The organism is Aeromonas rivipollensis, from assembly GCF_010974825.1.
Taxonomy (GTDB): domain Bacteria; phylum Pseudomonadota; class Gammaproteobacteria; order Enterobacterales; family Aeromonadaceae; genus Aeromonas; species Aeromonas rivipollensis.
The window spans coordinates 141,937-157,371 of the sequence record NZ_JAAILA010000011.1 but is presented as its reverse complement, the minus strand read 5'-3'; the positions used below and the strand labels follow the sequence as shown (position 1 = coordinate 157,371).

The 15,435-nt window shown below is 63.3% G+C and carries 13 protein-coding genes; 6 read left to right on the top strand and 7 right to left on the bottom strand.

Annotated features, from left to right (window positions below):
• Positions 1-50: 50 nt before the first annotated feature.
• The 3 genes from ligA to G4923_RS08390 form a co-directional block, all read right to left on the bottom strand.
• Positions 51-2,057, bottom strand: a complete 2,007-nt coding sequence (gene ligA / locus G4923_RS08400; RefSeq protein ID WP_163136547.1) for an NAD-dependent DNA ligase LigA — start codon at positions 2,055-2,057, stop codon at positions 51-53.
• A 99-nt stretch (positions 2,058-2,156) separates the two neighbouring features.
• Complete coding sequence (gene zipA / locus G4923_RS08395) at positions 2,157-3,284, bottom strand: cell division protein ZipA (protein ID WP_163136546.1); 1,128 nt, start codon at positions 3,282-3,284, stop codon at positions 2,157-2,159.
• Positions 3,285-3,299: 15 nt separating this feature from the next.
• A complete protein-coding gene (locus G4923_RS08390) occupies positions 3,300-6,674 on the bottom strand; it encodes an AAA family ATPase (protein WP_163136545.1) in 3,375 nt (1,124 codons plus the stop codon).
• A 110-nt stretch (positions 6,675-6,784) separates the two neighbouring features.
• Here G4923_RS08390 and cysZ point away from each other — a divergent pair, with 110 nt between their 5' ends.
• Positions 6,785-7,549 carry a sulfate transporter CysZ gene (cysZ, locus tag G4923_RS08385; RefSeq protein ID WP_139746297.1) on the top strand — a complete coding sequence of 255 codons (765 nt, stop codon included), beginning with the start codon at positions 6,785-6,787 and terminating at the stop codon, positions 7,547-7,549.
• Between the two features lie 134 nt (positions 7,550-7,683).
• Positions 7,684-8,298, top strand: coding sequence for a trimeric intracellular cation channel family protein (locus G4923_RS08380; protein ID WP_163136544.1), 615 nt, complete (start codon positions 7,684-7,686; stop codon positions 8,296-8,298).
• Between the two features lie 93 nt (positions 8,299-8,391).
• Here the strand turns inward: G4923_RS08380 and G4923_RS08375 are convergent, their stop codons facing one another.
• The 4 genes from G4923_RS08375 to G4923_RS08360 all read right to left on the bottom strand — a co-directional run bounded on the left by G4923_RS08375 (position 8,392) and on the right by G4923_RS08360 (position 11,736).
• Positions 8,392-8,643 (bottom strand): DUF3862 domain-containing protein, encoded by a 252-nt coding sequence (locus tag G4923_RS08375; RefSeq protein ID WP_106886101.1) that lies wholly within the window; start codon positions 8,641-8,643, stop codon positions 8,392-8,394.
• A 61-nt stretch (positions 8,644-8,704) separates the two neighbouring features.
• Positions 8,705-9,250, bottom strand: a complete 546-nt coding sequence (mepK, locus tag G4923_RS08370) for a peptidoglycan L,D-endopeptidase MepK (RefSeq protein ID WP_163136542.1) — start codon at positions 9,248-9,250, stop codon at positions 8,705-8,707.
• 148 nt (positions 9,251-9,398) lie between these two features.
• Positions 9,399-10,880: a L,D-transpeptidase family protein gene (locus G4923_RS08365; RefSeq protein ID WP_106886099.1), complete on the bottom strand. Its 1,482-nt coding sequence runs from the start codon at positions 10,878-10,880 to the stop codon at positions 9,399-9,401.
• Positions 10,881-10,971: 91 nt separating this feature from the next.
• Entirely contained in the window at positions 10,972-11,736 is a 765-nt protein-coding gene (locus tag G4923_RS08360) for a substrate-binding periplasmic protein (protein ID WP_106886098.1), read from the bottom strand.
• A 310-nt stretch (positions 11,737-12,046) separates the two neighbouring features.
• Between G4923_RS08360 and G4923_RS08355 the strand changes: the two genes are divergently transcribed.
• From G4923_RS08355 to G4923_RS08340, 4 genes are read left to right on the top strand one after another with little or no spacing between them, the layout of a single operon-like run.
• A complete protein-coding gene (locus tag G4923_RS08355) occupies positions 12,047-12,592 on the top strand; it encodes a hypothetical protein (RefSeq protein ID WP_025327877.1) in 546 nt (181 codons plus the stop codon).
• Between the two features lie 56 nt (positions 12,593-12,648).
• The gene (locus G4923_RS08350; RefSeq protein WP_106886097.1) at positions 12,649-13,686 is read left to right on the top strand and encodes a glycosyltransferase family 2 protein; all 1,038 of its coding nucleotides are present in this window, start codon (positions 12,649-12,651) and stop codon (positions 13,684-13,686) included.
• Positions 13,683-14,054: a GtrA family protein gene (locus tag G4923_RS08345; RefSeq protein WP_005324511.1), complete on the top strand. Its 372-nt coding sequence runs from the start codon at positions 13,683-13,685 to the stop codon at positions 14,052-14,054. Before G4923_RS08350 ends, G4923_RS08345 begins: the two co-directional genes overlap by 4 nt.
• Positions 14,054-15,220: a hypothetical protein gene (locus tag G4923_RS08340; RefSeq protein ID WP_106886096.1), complete on the top strand. Its 1,167-nt coding sequence runs from the start codon at positions 14,054-14,056 to the stop codon at positions 15,218-15,220. The genes G4923_RS08345 and G4923_RS08340 overlap by 1 nt, the downstream gene beginning before the upstream one ends.
• The last annotated feature ends 215 nt before the right edge of the window (positions 15,221-15,435 follow it).

Below are 15,435 nucleotides of genomic sequence, written 5' to 3'. Positions count from 1 at the left end.
CGACAGACCCGGCCATCTGGCCGGGTCTGTTTTATTGTGCGCCTGCCGACTCAGGGCTGGAGTGCCGCCTGCAACTCGGCTTCGGTCCAGACTGTGATGCCGAGCTCCTGCGCCTTGGCGAGCTTGGAGCCGGCGGCTTCCCCTGCCACCAGCACATCCGTCTTGGCCGACACAGATCCCGCCACCTTGGCCCCCAGGGCCTGCAGCGCCGCCTTGGCATCGTTGCGGGACAAGGTGGTGAGGGTACCGGTCAGCACGAAGGTCTTGCCGGCGAAGGGCTGATCGCTTGCCTCCTTCTTCTCGATGGCCGGCCAGTGGATACCGGCCGCCAGCAGGGCCTCCAGCACTTCGATGTTGTGGGGCTGACGCAGGAAGTAGTAGACATGCTTGGCCACTATGTCGCCCACATCGGCCACCTCGAGCAACTGCTCCACCGAGGCGGCACGCAGGGCATCCAGGGTGAGGAAGTGGTTGGCGAGATTGAGGGCGGTCGCCTCCCCCACTTCGCGAATGCCCAAGGCAAACAGGAAGCGGGGCAAGGTGGTGCTGCGGGCCTTGTCGATGGCCGCCACCAGATTGAGGGCAGATTTTTGCCCCATCCGCTCGAGACCGGCCAGCTGGATGGCGTTGAGGCTAAACAGATCCGCCGGTGTCTTCACCAGCCCCTTGTCCACCAACTGCTCCACTATCTTGTCACCCAGACCGTCCACATCCATGGCGCGGCGAGCGGCGAAGTGCTTGATCGCCTCCTTGCGCTGGGCCTCGCAAAACAGGCCGCCGGAGCAGCGGGTCACCGCCTCCCCCTCCAGCCGCTCCACCGCCGAGCCGCACACAGGGCACTGGGTGGGGAAGAGGATCGCGCGAGCATCCGCGGGGCGCTGGGCCTCTACCACGGCCACAATCTGCGGGATCACGTCCCCCGCCCGTCGCACTATCACTGTGTCGCCGATCATGACGCCGAGGCGTTCAATCTCGTCGGCATTGTGCAGGGTGGCGTTGGAGACGGTGACGCCGCCGACAAACACGGGTTTAAGCTTGGCCACCGGGGTCACGGCGCCGGTACGGCCCACCTGGAACTCGACATTCTCCAGCAGGGTCATCTCCTCTTCTGCCGGGAACTTGTGGGCCGTGGCCCAGCGCGGGGCCCGGGCCACGAAGCCCAGCTCCTGTTGCAGTGCTATGTCGTCCACCTTGTAGACAACGCCGTCGATCTCGTAGGGCAGCTCGCCACGGCGGGCCAGGATGTCGTCGTGGAAGGCCTGGCAGCCGGCAGCCCCCTCCTTGAGCTTCACCTCGGGACTGAGCGGCAGCCCCCAGGCGTTGAGCTGAGTGAGGCGAGCGAAGTGGGAGTTCCCCAGCTCGTCGCCGCCTACGCCCACGCCATAGGCGTAGAAGCTCAGGGGACGGCTGGCGGTGATGCGGGAATCGAGCTGGCGCAGGCTGCCGGCGGCGGCGTTGCGCGGGTTGACGAACACCTTCTCCCCTGCCGCCAGCGCCTTGGCATTCATCGCCTCGAAACCGGCCTTGGGCATGAAGACCTCTCCCCTCACCTCTAAACGGGCGGGCCAGCCCGAGCCCCGCAGGACGAGCGGAATGGCCTTGATGGTGCGCACGTTGTCGGTGATCTCCTCCCCCGTGGTGCCATCCCCCCGGGTGGCCGCCTGCACCAGCTGGCCGTCCACATAGAGCAGGCTTACCGCCAGACCATCCAGCTTGGGTTCGCAGCAGAAGGTGAAGTTCAGCTCGCGCTTGAGGCGGTCGCGCATGCGCTGCTCGAAGGCCTGCAGCTCTTCGTCACTGAAGACGTTGTCCAGGCTCAGCATGGGGATCTCGTGGCGCACCTGGCTGAAGGCCGAGAGCGGCTGGCCGCCGACCCGCACACTGGGGGAGGCCGGGGTTTTCAGCTCGGGATGCTCGGCCTCCAGCGCAATCAGCTCGCGCATCAGGCGATCGTATTCGGCGTCCGGCACCGTGGGGTTATCCAGCACATAGTACTGATGGCCGTATTCGGTCAGCAGCTCACACAGTTGACGGTGGCGGGAGAGGATGTCGCTCATGAAGAAGTCTCGAAGTGTGATGGAACAATCAGTCTGGGGCAGAAATGAAAATGCGGCACCGGGGTACCGCACTTTTCATTGCTGAAGCCCCACGGCACATCAGTCGCGGCTGGCCTCGTAGGCCGCCAGCTCATGGCGATAACGGGCAATGTCGTCGTCGCTCAGCGGGCTGCGCGAGGCATCGGTCAGCATGGCATCGAGATCGCTCGCCAGCTGATCCGCCGCCTGCAACATGTGCTCGAACGCAAAGGCCGCGTTGCTGCGCAGGGGCAGTTGCATGAAGAGGGACACACCTGGGGTGCTGAACTGCTCCATGCGGTAGGGATTGAAGGTGCCCGGCTTGACCATGTTGATCATGGAGAAGAGCACTTCACCCTTGCCGTTGAGATCTTCATGGCGGTGGAAGATGTCCATCTCGCCAAACTTGAAGCCCAGCGCCAGCAGGGAGGAGAGCAGGGTAGCCCCTTGCAGATCGTGACCAGGACGGGCCATCAGGTTGATGACATAGACGTCCTGCCAGATCTTCTCGACCGGCGGCAGCTCCTGGACGGGCTCGGCCACCTGGACCGGCTCTTCGTAGGCGGGCTCGTCATCATAATCGGGCTCTTCATACGCAGACACGGGCTGGGTATAGCGGGCTTGCGGCTGCGGCGCGGGCTCGCGGGCACCGAAGGTCGGCGCCTGGGCGTAGGCAGGCTCCACCAGCGGCTCGTCGTCCAGTGGCTGCATCATGGGTTCGCGCTGGGGGCGGGAGCGGTGCACCGGGGTACGGCGGATCACCTGGGCAGGCTTGCGTACCGGCGCGGCAGGCACCTCTTCCACAGGCTCGGCGCTCGGCTCCTCATACTCGTCTTCTTCTTCATAGACGGGCGGCGGCGTCACCGGACGAGGGGCTGGCTTGCGAACCACGGGCGGCGGCAGCTCGTCATCCTCGTCGTCATCGAAGGCGGGCACTGTGGCGGCACGGCGGGGTTCCGACTGATGGGTCTCGTCGCTGCGCAGCTTGGGCTCGGCACGACGGCCACCGCTGACCACGCGCACCTGGCCAATGCCATCGCTGTCAAACGCATCGCTGTCACGATCCCGTGACTTGGATTCCATCCGACCCAGGGGTTTTTCCTTGATCGGTGCCTGACGGTTCTTTCTGTTGCTCCACAACCCGTGAATGAGCAATGCCGCAATGGCAATACCGCCCAGGGCAACCAAGATGTAACGCAATTCCTGCATTAGCTGCTTCTCTTTCTAGTTTTGCTCAGCCAAAGCGACGGCTTCACCGATGTCAACCGACACGATACGAGAAACCCCGGGCTCTTGCATCGTGACGCCTATCAGCTGCTCGGCCATCTCCATGGAGACCTTATTATGACTGATGTAAACGAACTGTACTGTGCTCGACATCTCTTTGACAAGAGAACAGAAGCGACCCACGTTCACTTCATCGAGCGGTGCATCCACCTCATCCAGCAGACAGAAGGGTGCTGGATTGAGTCTGAAGATGGCAAAAACCAGCGCAAGGGCGGTTAGCGCCTTCTCCCCCCCGGAAAGCAGGGCAATGGTAGCATTCTTCTTGCCCGGAGGTCTTGCCATGATGTTCACTCCGGCTTCCAAAAGATCGTCCGAGGTCAGCTCAAGCCAGGCACTCCCCCCGCCGAACACTTTCGGGAACAGGGATTTTAAATCTTCGTTGACCTTATCGAAAGTGTCGCGGAAGCGTATTTGTGTTTCTTTATCAATTCTTTTAATGGCTTGGCTCAAGGTTTCCAGCGCCTGCTCCAGATCCTGGCACTGGTTTTCCAGGTAGCTTGCGCGGGTTTTCGCCTCTTCATACTCCTCCAGCGCCGCCAGGTTGATAGCGCCAAGTGCCTCCACCTGTGTCTCCAGGGTCTGGATCTCCTGGCGCAACTTGCCGCGATCGGCGGCGATCAGCACGGCCTGATCGAGATCCACCAGGCGCACTCCCAGCTCTTCGAACTGCTCGTGCAGTCCCTGTCGCCGGGTCAGGTTGCGCTCCCGCTCCAGTCTGAGCTGAGCCAGCTTCTCCTGCAGGGTCACCAGCTGCTTGTGGTCGGCGCTTCTGGCCTGCTCCAGCTCGGTCAGCTGACGCTCCAGCTCGGCGAGCCGCTGATGACAGGCCAGCTGCTGCGCCTCCAGGTTGCGTTGCTCCGCCAGCAGGGGCGAGATGTCCTGCACCGCCTGTGCGTCCGGCCCTTTGAGCTCGGCCAGTTCCAGCCCGAGCCGGGCCAGCTCCTGCTCGCGCAGGGCGATGAGCTGCGCCAGATTTTGCTGCGCCAGTTGCCAGCGCTGGCAGCTTGCCTGCTGCTGCTCCCGGCGCGCACGCGCCTCCTCCAGCGCCCGCTCGGCACCTGTGACCCCTTCCTGGGCCAGCAAGAGTGCCTCGGCAAGGGGCTCTCCCTGCTCCTGCAGCTCGGCAAGGTGCGCCTCTTCCAACTCGAGCCGCTGCTGGGCCGCGGCCAGTCGCTCGGCCTCCTCGGCCTGCTCCTTGTCCAGCCGGATCAGCTCTTCCCCAAGCTGGCCGAGGCGCAGCAGCCGCTCCTGACGCTGACCCTGCTGCAGGCTCCAGGCTTCCCGCAGTTGCTGCCATTGCTGCTCCTGCTCGCGCAGGGTGCGCTGGCTCGCCTCACAGGCGCTGTGCAAATGGGCACGATCGGCATCTGCTGCCTTCAACTGGGCATCCAGCTGAACCAGCGCCTGCTCCCCTGCAGTCAGTTCGGTGTGTAACCGCTCACGTTCACCGAGCAGCGCCAGGGTGCCGAGGGCGCCCCCCTGGCCGAGATCGGCCCAGTTCGGGCCAAACCACTCCCCCGCCGGGGTCAGCACAGACTCACCGGCCAAGAGGGATGACTGGCGGGCCAGGGCAGCCTCCCTGTCATCGGCCAGCCAGATGACGTTGAGGAAGGCGGGGATGTGCTCCCCCTCGAGCCGGGCCGCCAGGGTGCCGGGCACCGCTGGGTGAGCCGGGCCTATCCAGAGCCCGCCCTGCTCGAGGTTGCATTGGTCCCCCGGCTGGGCGGTGAGCCAGCGCCCGAGCACCTTGTCCAGCGCCTGGGCCCACTCGGGGGCGACCTGCAGCCGATCCGCCAGGGTGGCGCCCAGCATCTGCTCCCCCAGCATCTGATTAAGAGTGGTGAGGCGGGCGCCGAGCTCGCGCAGCAGGCCGCCCTGCCGATCCCGCTCTCCCTTGAGAGCCTCGTGGCTGGCCACGCTGGCCTGCCATTGCGCCTCCAGCTCCCCGTGGCGGGCCCGGGAGAGCTCCAGCTCGGCCGACAGGGCATCCAGCGCGGGTTGCAGACTCTCACCTTCCCCGCCGAGGGGGCCGGCCTGTTCATCCGCCAGCTTGAGTCGTGCCAGCCGGGTCTTGGCCTGCAGCTCCTGCAGGCCATTCACCTGGGTGCGGGTCTGGTTGAGCCTGCCCTGTGCCTGGCCGAGCTGCTGCTGCCACTGCTGCTGGCATTGGCGGGCCAGTTCCAGCCGCTCGCCGGCCGCGAGGCGAACGGCCTGCTGATCGGCGAGTAACTGCTCACACTGCTCGAGGCGCGCCGACTCCACCTCTCCCTGGAGGACGCCCTCGGCCTGCTGCTCCTGCTGGCTGGCCAGCTGGGCCTTGATGCCGTCGATGCGCTCGCCGAGGGCCTGACGCCGCACCTGCCAGTCGCGACCAAGCTCGGTCTGGTGAAGCTGCTGTTGCTCGAGGCGGGCGATGGCCTGGCCACCGAGGAAGATCTGCTGCTGGCGACTCGCCTGCTCGGCCTGGGCCTCCTGGCGGGCCACCGACAGGGTGACGTGACGCCCCTCGTCCGCGGTGCGCTTGGCATCGAGCGCCGCCAGCGCCTGCTCGGCCTGGGCCAGCTCGCTTTTGGCTTCGCCGAGGCGAGTCTCCAGCGCCCACAGCTCGGAGCCGATGAGTTCGGCCCTTGCGGCGCGCGAGCGGCCCTTGAGCTGCTTGTAGCGCTCGGCGGTTTCGGCCTGGGATTTGAGGTGCTCGAGGCGGGAGCCCAGCTCGCCACGAATGTCGCCGAGGCGCTCCAGGTTCTCCTGGGTGTGGCGGATGCGCTGCTCCGTCTCCCGGCGCCGCTCCTTGTAGCGGGAGACCCCCGCCGCCTCCTCCATGAAGAGCTTGAGGTCCGCCGGGCGCGACTCCACCAGCCGGCTGACGGTTCCCTGCTCTATGATGGCGTAGCTGCGCGGGCCCAGGCCGGTGCCGAGGAAGAGATCGGTCACGTCCTTGCGGCGGCACTTCTGGCCGTTGATCTGATAGTGGTTGGAGCCGTCCCGCAGCACCTCGCGGCGCACCGAGATCTCGGTATAACGGCCAAATTCACCGGGCACCCGGTTGTGGGGATTGTCGAACACCAGCTCCACCGAGGCGCGGCCATGGGGGCTGCGGTTGATGGAGCCGTTGAAGATGACGTCCGTCATGTTCTCGCCGCGCAGGTGACGGGCCGAGCTCTCCCCCAGCACCCAGCGCACCGCGTCGATGACGTTGGATTTGCCGCAGCCATTGGGGCCCACCACTGCGGTCATGTCGGCCGACAGTTCGATGCGGGTCGGCTCGACGAACGACTTGAAGCCGGCGAGTTTGATCAGTTTCAGACGCATGGCGGCCTATGTGGGTAGCGAAATAAAGAGGAGGCGGGCAGGCGACTTTACCAAATTGGAGGCTTGTTTGTAATATGCTGGCACCCTACCCCTTCATTGATGGATCTCAGATGAGCCAATCCCCTCACATGGTCAAAGATTCGGTCAGCGGCGCAGACTACTTCCTGCGCGGCTTCTCCCTCATCCGCCAGCCGGGCATCCGCACCTTCGTGCTGATCCCCCTGCTGGTCAACTTCGTGCTGTTCGCCGGCGCCTTCTATGCCCTGCTGCTGCAACTCGACGGCCTGTTCGCCTGGCTGCACCAACAGATCCCGGCCTGGCTCTCCTGGCTCGACTATCTGCTGTGGCCCATCGCCCTCATCACCATACTGGTGGTGTTCTCCTTCATCTTCAGCTCGGTGATCAACTGGATAGCGGCCCCCTTCAACGGCCTGCTGGCGGAGAAGGTGGAGCAGATCCTCACCGGCGAGGCGGTGAGCGACACCGGCATGCTGGACGTGGTCAAGGATGTGCCGCGCACCTTCAGCCGGGAGTGGACCAAGCTGAAGTACTATCTGCCCAAGGCCATCGGCTGCCTGATCCTGTTCCTCATTCCCGTGGTGGGCCAGACCCTGGCCCCTGTGCTCTGGTTCCTGTTCAGCGCCTGGATGATGGCAATTCAGTACATCGACTATCCGTTCGACAACCACAAGATAAGCTTCATCACAATGCGCGATGCCTTGAAGCAGCGCCGCGGCAAGTGCCTGAGCTTCGGTGCCCTGGTCACCCTCTTCTCCGCCATTCCCGTGGTCAATCTGTTCGTGATGCCGGTCGCCATCTGTGGCGCCACCGCCATGTGGGTGGATCAGTATCGCAGCGAGCAGCTCCGCCGCTAAGCCGCGCAGTCATAACCAAAAACGGGGGCATGGGCCCCCTTTTCATTACTTAATCTAATGCAAAGGTGAGAGTGCTTGTCGTGCCAGACCAGGCTTGTTAGGATGCGGGCCTTTCTCGCACCCTGGGATAACTCATGTTACATGCACTCTTCTTGCTCGGCCTGGTGGCCGAAGGGATGACTGGCGCGCTGGCGGCGGGCCGGCGGCGGATGGATCTGTTTGGTGTCGTCATCATCGCCTCGGCGACGGCCATAGGGGGAGGCACCATCCGGGATGTGCTGCTGGGCCACTATCCCCTGCTCTGGGTGGAGCACCCCGAATACGTGGTGCTGGTAGCCGGGGCGGCCATGGTGGGGGTCATCTCTGCCCCGCTGATGCGCTATCTCGGCAAGCTGTTCCTGGCGCTCGATGCCCTGGGGCTGGTGGTCTTCTCCATCTTTGGTGCGGCCCGGGCGCTCGAGATGGGGCACGGGGCCGGCATCGCCTGCATCATGGCGGTGGTGACAGGCGTCTTTGGCGGCGTGCTGCGGGATCTCCTGTGCCAGCGCATCCCGCTGGTGTTCAAGCGCGAGCTCTACGCCGCCGTCTCCCTGGTGACGGCCGCCCTCTACTGCTTGGCGCTGGATCAGGGCCTGCCCAATGACTGGGCCGCCTTCGGGGCCATCGGCATCGGCTTCGTGCTGCGGCTGCTGGCGGTGCGCTTCAAGTGGGGACTCCCCACCTTCAATTACCAGTACGCCACCCATTGAGCGCGCCAGTTTCTGGCCGGATTGGCTGGATTGCACGCAACAAAAAAGCGCCGGATGGCGCTTTTTTGTTGCTGATGACAGTGAAAACCTGACTCAGTTGATCCCTTCCGAACTGAAGAAGGTGGCCTTGTCGGCGATGAAACGGATCTTGATGTTCTTGCCGTCCCCACCCCAGACACAGCTGGTGGTGCCGAGCGCATCGTCGCAACGCTCCGCCTTGCCCAAGATGGCGCTCGCCTCGGCATAGGTGATCCCCATCTTCAGCTTGTCGTAGTTTTCCCGGTTCAGCTTGCTGCACCCGGTCAGCAGCAGGGCGATCAGCCCACCAAGCAAAATATGCTTCATCTGTCTCTCCTCTGGATAGTGTCCAGAGCCTAGCAGCTCGGGGCCACCCTGTGCCAACCCGTTACCAGCTCCGTACCGGCCCGGTATCGAGGTGGACGAAGTTGTCGGAGGGGTAGTAACCCACGCCGCCGACCTTGAGGCTCAGGGCCGCCTTGCGCAGGTGCGCCAGCTGCACGCCGGGGATGCGCACATCCACCGCCTGCCCCAGGGTGTGGTAGCTGTGTTTGGCGACCCCACGGCTGCGCTGGCGCTTCTGGCGATTGGTGGCCGGGGAGCGATAGCCCGAGATGAGCTGAATTTCCCCCTTGCGGCCCAGCTTGTGCTGCAGCAGAAACAGCTGATCGAACAGCTTCCTGTCGATATTGAACACTTCGTTGCGGCGATAGTCGCGGAAGATATGGTTGAGCTCCGCCAGGCCATCGTTCAGATAGCGGCCATTCTCCCAATAGCTGGCGTTGACCCGCTCGCCGGTATTGAGGTTGAAGAAGCTGAGTTCACGCCCTGTCGTGCTGCGGCTCGCCACGGCCGGGAACGACAGCAGGCTGGCCCCCATCAGGCAACCGGCCCCCAGCAGCAGACGGCGTCGGCTTATCTCTTGTTCCAGCATCCGTTGTCCGTCCATTCCAGAGTGAAGTAACAGTGGTGAATGAAAATGATACAGAGGCCGAAACTACCCGCCCGTAAAAGTCATGTCAAACCGCAAGCGCCCATGAAAAAGCCCGGCATGAGCCGGGCGCTTCACTCTGTGGCGGGGATCACAGCAAGCGGCTCTGGAAGCTCACTCGATCGAATCCGTAAATGTCATTGCGCAGTTGCTGGCGCCCCTCTTCGTCGATCCAGCTGCTCCAGTAGACGGTGAAGACAGGGATAGGTGTGGTCAACGGCAGCCACTTGGTCTGGGTCTCTTTCAGTATGCTGGCGACCTTGTCCGGCTGATAGCGGGAATCGGCGAGCAGCAGCTCGGCCAGATCGTCCGCGTGCTCGACCCGGATGCAGCCGGAGCTGAAGGCGCGCGCCCCCTGCTCGAACAAGGCCTTGCGCGGCGTCGAGTGCAGGTAGATGGCGTCGTTGTTCGGCAGATAGAACTTGTAGCGCCCCAGGGCATTGTGATCCCCCGGCTTTTGCCGCAACCGGTAAGGGAAGCCGGACGCCAGCGCATGGTGCCAGCCATCCTCGCTGAACTGCACCGGGTTGCCCTCGCCGTCGATCACCTCGAACTGCTCGCGATCCAGATAGGCGGGATCCCGACCCAGCTTGGGCAGAATGTCCTTGCTCAGGATGGAGCGCGGCACATGCCAGGCGGGGTTGAGCACTATGGAGCGGATCTCGCTGGCGAGGATGGGGGTGGCCCGCTGCTCCTTGCCGACGATGACCCGACTGGTGAAGACCTCGCTGCCGGACTCCACCACGCTCAGGCGGTAATCCGGGATGTTGACCAGCACGTAGCGGCCGGCGAGGTGATCCACCAGGTCCCGTCGCCACAGGTTGCGCAGCAGCAGGCTGGCACGCACTTGCGGCCCGGTATTGAGCCAGGAACGGGTCTGGCGGCCTATGATGCCGTCGGCGGTCAGGCCGTGGCGGCGCTGGAACTGCTTGATGGCCTGCTCGGTGTCCGCGTCGTAGAGGCTGTCCTGATGGGTGGGGGCACCATCCCCCAGCTCGTTGAGGATGGAGCGGATCTGCCCGAGCTCGGTGGCGCTCTCCCCGGCTCGCAGGGTCGGCATGTCCAGGGTCGGCCAATGCTTGGCCATGGGCATGGCCAGTAGCTTGCGCACTTCGTCGCGCACGGCCTCGTATTCGGCGACCTGGGGCCTGAGCTGCTTGACCTGATCTAGCAGGTTGTCACCCAGAGGCTCGTGGGCCAGGGGCTTGGTCAGGTCCAGCTTGAGGGTCTGCATCTGCTCGCGGGCGACCAGATCCATGGCGCGCCAGGCTTGCTGGAAACGCGCCAGCTTGCCGAAGGCTTCGTCATAGAGGGCACCGCGCCTGTCGGCCGGAGTCTTCTGCAACTGCTGCCAGAGCCGGTAGAAATCCGGGTGCAGCTGGGCAAGCACCGCCTCCTGCAGCTGCAGTTCGAGCTCATGGCGCGCCTGCTCTGCGGTGCTGTTCTGATACCAGTCATGCTGGATGCTGGGACTGGCCACCACCATCTGTTCTGTGCTGGCGTGGACCATGCCCGCCGGCCAGCAGCCCAGCCAGATAAGGTTTGCCAATGCCAACCAATACTTCTTACCCATGCTTCTTACCACGCTTACCTCATATCGGTTCACTTCGGCCTGTCAGGCGCCACGGTCAGGTGCCCATGATGCGTGAATGCTGGCGACTTTGCTAGCGGGCGGGCAGGTAACGGCGCCAGATGAGCGCATGCTCCTCGCTCTTGCCAACGGCCTCGAGCGCCTGGTTGAAACGCTGCACAAACTCCCCCGACAAGGTCTTCTTGCTCAGCATGAAGAAGGTCGGCGTCTCATAGACCCCCATGATATGGGGGACGACCTCCTCTGCCAGCCCCTCTCTCTTCAGACCCCAGGGAGTGGCCAGAATATCCCCAAGAAATCCGTCTATCCGTCCCAGCTGCAGCTTGCGATAGTTTTGCACGTCATTGACCTCGCTCACCTGGGCGCGGTAGCGCTGCAGCAGACGGGCTATCTCGGGGCCATAGTTGTAGTCCCTGGTCACCCCCAGCCTGTTGCCCCTGGCCAGCCAGCTCGCCAGATCCTGCTCCCCCTTGTCACCGGACTTGCGTACCCAGAGTGCCGTGCGCCCCGGGTTGTAGGCGTCGGAGAACCAGGCATAGCGCGCCCTGTCTTCAACGAAATAGGCTTCCATGGCGATGTCCAGCCGGCCCTGCTCCAGATCGTGCAGCCCCCGCTTCCAGGGACGCTCCAGATAGACGAGACGACAGCCCAGCCTGGCCGAGACGGCGTTGAGATAGTCGACCGCGAAGCCGCGCAGCTCACGGTGGCCGTTCTCCTGCTGGTAATAGTGATAAGGGGGCCAGTCGTCGAAACCGACGCGCAGGGGAGAAGTACAGAGCGGTTGGGCCAACAGCGAGTGAAGGGGCAGGCAGCAGAGCAGGCACAGAAGCAGTCTCATGAGTCATCCTTGACGGCGGGACGGCCCATCTTAATTCTGCCGAAGCAAAATGGCGACAGATCCTGCCACAGCAATGCGCAATATCAGCCATTTGCCTGATGAGGCCATGGGCAGGACAGGGCCCCAGGCCATGCTGCAAGCCCACCGCAAAGGCAGGATGCGCACGACCCCAAAGTCCCTTGGTCTGCAGGGGCATTGGGGGTTAATATGTGAGCAAATTTATTTTTGTGATCCACTATGCTTTTTTTGCAATTGGATTAGCATATGCGCGAATCCAGCCTACCTATCCGTCGGGCGTCGAGTGAGTAATATGACCTACAAAAAGTTCGGTTTTCTGGCTGCCATACTGGCATTGAGCGGTTTTTACCTTTACACCCTCTACCTGGCCGCTCACCCCAACGTGAGCCTGGCTTACAAGCTCTATTACCTGGAAGGCAAGACCCGCTTCTGGGAGCACAACTCCAGCATGACTTACCAGCCGGGCAACGAGCTCAACCTGACCAAACCGAGCCGCTTCCTCTCGAGCGAAGGCTGGGCCAAGAAGCCCAGTGCCGAAGGCACCCAGCTCAGTGGCAAGGGAGGCCTCTATTTCGTGCTGCCCAAGCAGCAGGCGCAACCTGAGCAGCTCACCATCCAGGCCAGGATCAACAGCCCGGAAGCAGGTACCCTGCTCAAGGTGGCCCTGGGTCATGATTTCACCACCACGGTCAAGCTGGCCAAGGCGGGCATCAACGAGATCCGGCTCAACCTGCCGGGCGACTCCCTGACGGCCGATCCCAAGCATCCCAACTTCCTGGCGCTCTCCGCTCCGACACCGCTCAACGTCCAGTCGGTACGTCTGACCGTCGCTCAGTGAAGCTGAAGTTCCCAGCAGTCGTCTTATAAAATAATTCTTTCAATAAGGAAGTTCCCATGTCCCGTGCCGATTTTCGACTCTCTCTGGTCGTTCCCGTTTACAACGAGGAAGAGAGCATAGACGCCTTCATCAGCGCGATAGATGCCGAACTGGCCCCCCTCAAAGACCGGCTTGAAATCGTGTTCGTCAACGACGGCAGCCGCGACCGCACCCGCGAAGTGGTCGAGCAGGCCATCGCCCGCGACCCGCGCGTGACCCTGGTCAACCTGGCCCGCAACTTCGGCAAGGAAGCGGCCATGACCGCAGGCCTGCATCAGGCCAAGGGCGATGCCATGGTCCCCATGGACGTGGATCTGCAAGATCCCCCCTCCCTCATCCTGGAGTTCGTCAAGCTGTGGCAGACAGGTGACTACGACACCGTCTACGGCATCCGGGTCGATCGCAGCGCCGACACCCCGATGAAGCGCCTCACCGCCGGCGGCTTCTACCGCTTCTTCAACGCCCTCTCCACCAGCACCAAGCTGCCGGAGAACGCCGGTGACTTCCGACTCATCGATCGCAAGGTGGTCGAGGCCCTCAAGCAACTGCCGGAGCGCAACCGCTTCATGAAGGGGCTCTTCGCCTGGGCCGGTTTCCGTGCCGTCGGCGTCCCCTACGAGCGTCCCGCCCGCCACGCCGGCGAGACCAAGTTCAACTACTGGAAGCTGTGGAACTTCGCCCTCGACGGCCTGATGAGCTTCTCCAGCTGGCCGCTGCGGGTCTGGAGCTACGTGGGGGTTGGCGTCTCCTTCATCGCCTTCCTCTATATCCTCAAGATCATCACCCAGGTGCTCTTCTTCGGCATAGACGTGCCGGGCTACGCCTCCCTGATGTCGGTGATGCTGTTCCTCGGAGGCATTCAGCTGCTGTCTCTCGGCATCATAGGCGAGTACATAGGCCGCATGTTCGTGGAAGTGAAGCAGCGCCCCGTCTACCTCATCGAGGGGATCTACGGCCAGTATGCCCAGCAGGACGCGGGCAAGCAGCCGGATGCGGCGGCAACCCAGAGTGAAAAAGCGCAGGATGCGGACAAGCAGGAGCCGGCATCCCAATGATCTCCCGCGAGGAATTCTGGCGGCTGGTTCGCTTCGGTTTTGTCGGCGGGGGAGCTACCCTCGTCGATCTGGGCACCTCCATCGCCCTGTTCCACACCTGGCCCGCCATCTCGGAACATCTGGTCACGACCCTGGCCTTTGCCATCGCGTTCTGGTTCTCGTTTTTCGGCCATCGCTACATCACCTTCCAGAAGCAAGGTGCCGCCAGCAAGTTTCTGCTGGTCGCCCTCTTCTCCCTGGCGGTGCGTAACCTCATCCTGAGCGGCCTGCTGTTTGCGGGTCTCTCCGGACTGCTGCCGGTGGTGATTGCCACCCTGACCGTTACCGTACTCACCTACATACTCTCTCGCGTCTGGGTTTTTGCCTGATGAATGACATGACCAATACTCCTCCCCTCGCCGGGGATGCACTCCCCTATCGCCCGTCACTGCGCATCAGCAGCCGCGACTGGCTGATGATCATCGCCGCCTTCGTGCTGAGCCGGGTGGCCCTGTACGGCATGGGCTATTTTGGTGTCCAGCTCTACGGCGCCCCCGACATAGGCCCGCTGCAAGCCTACTGCCAGTTCGACTGCGTCTGGTTCCAGCGCATCATAGAGAACGGCTACGACCTCTACCCGCGCTGGCTGAGCAAGGGCAACGCGGCGAACTGGGCCTTCATGCCGCTCTACCCCATGCTCGCCGGCGGTCTCTCCAGCCTGCTCAACATGGAGAGCCTGATCGGCCTGATGCTGGTGGCCAACATCGCCTTCTTCATCAGCCTGCCGCTGATGCTGCTGGTGCTGCGCCAGCTCAAGCTGGGGGACGACACCGCCCGCTTCGGGGTCTGGCTGCTGGCCTTCTCCCCCTTCTCCGCCTACTTCGTCTCCGGCTACACGGAACCCATGTTCATGGCGCTGATGCTGGGCATGTTCCTGTTCGCCTACCGCGAGCAGTGGCTGATGGTCGCCTTCCTCGGCATCTTCATCTCAGGGACCCGCAACCTGGGGGTCATGATGGTGTTCCCCGTGCTGATCCTGGCGCTGCAGGCCTATGGCTGGCGCGAGTTCTTCCGCTTCACCGAGCGGGCCTTCAAGGTGGTGTTCACCCTCTGGCTCATCCCCCTCGGCCTCTTCTCCTACATGGTCTACCTCTACCATCTGACCGGTGATGCGCTCGCCTTCAAGCACATCCAGGTCGCCTGGGGTCGCTACATGGACAGCCCCCTGGACTGGTGGCTGAGCGGCTTCGAGCTGGGCGGTCGCAAGGCCTACCTCTCCATCATGGTGATCTTCGGCTGGTGCCTGAACGGCTACCTGTTCAGCCAGAAGCGCTGGGCCGAGGCGACCCTGATGTTCATCTGCTGCACCATACCGCTGATGACAGGGCTCAACGCCATGCCCCGCTACATGTTCGGCCTCTACCCGACTCTGCTGGCCATAGTGCTGCTGGCCCATCGCTGGCCCGCCATCCGCCCTGCGGTGCTCTGCATCAGCGGCATGGTCGCCTCCTTCATCGCGGTGGCCTTCGTCAACTTCAAGTTCTTTACCGTCTGACGAACGCTCGCCTGCAGGCGAACAGCCCCACCTGAAAATGCCGGTCCATCGACCGGCATTTTTTATGGCCGCGACACCCGCTTCACACTTTTCCATTCTTGAAAACGTAACCATTTGAACTGACGTCACAAATCGGTGTTTTACCGGTCCAACCCCGGCCCTGCGCCCCCTAGAATGAGTGCCTCAACGGACCCCACTCAGCTCAAGGAATGGCC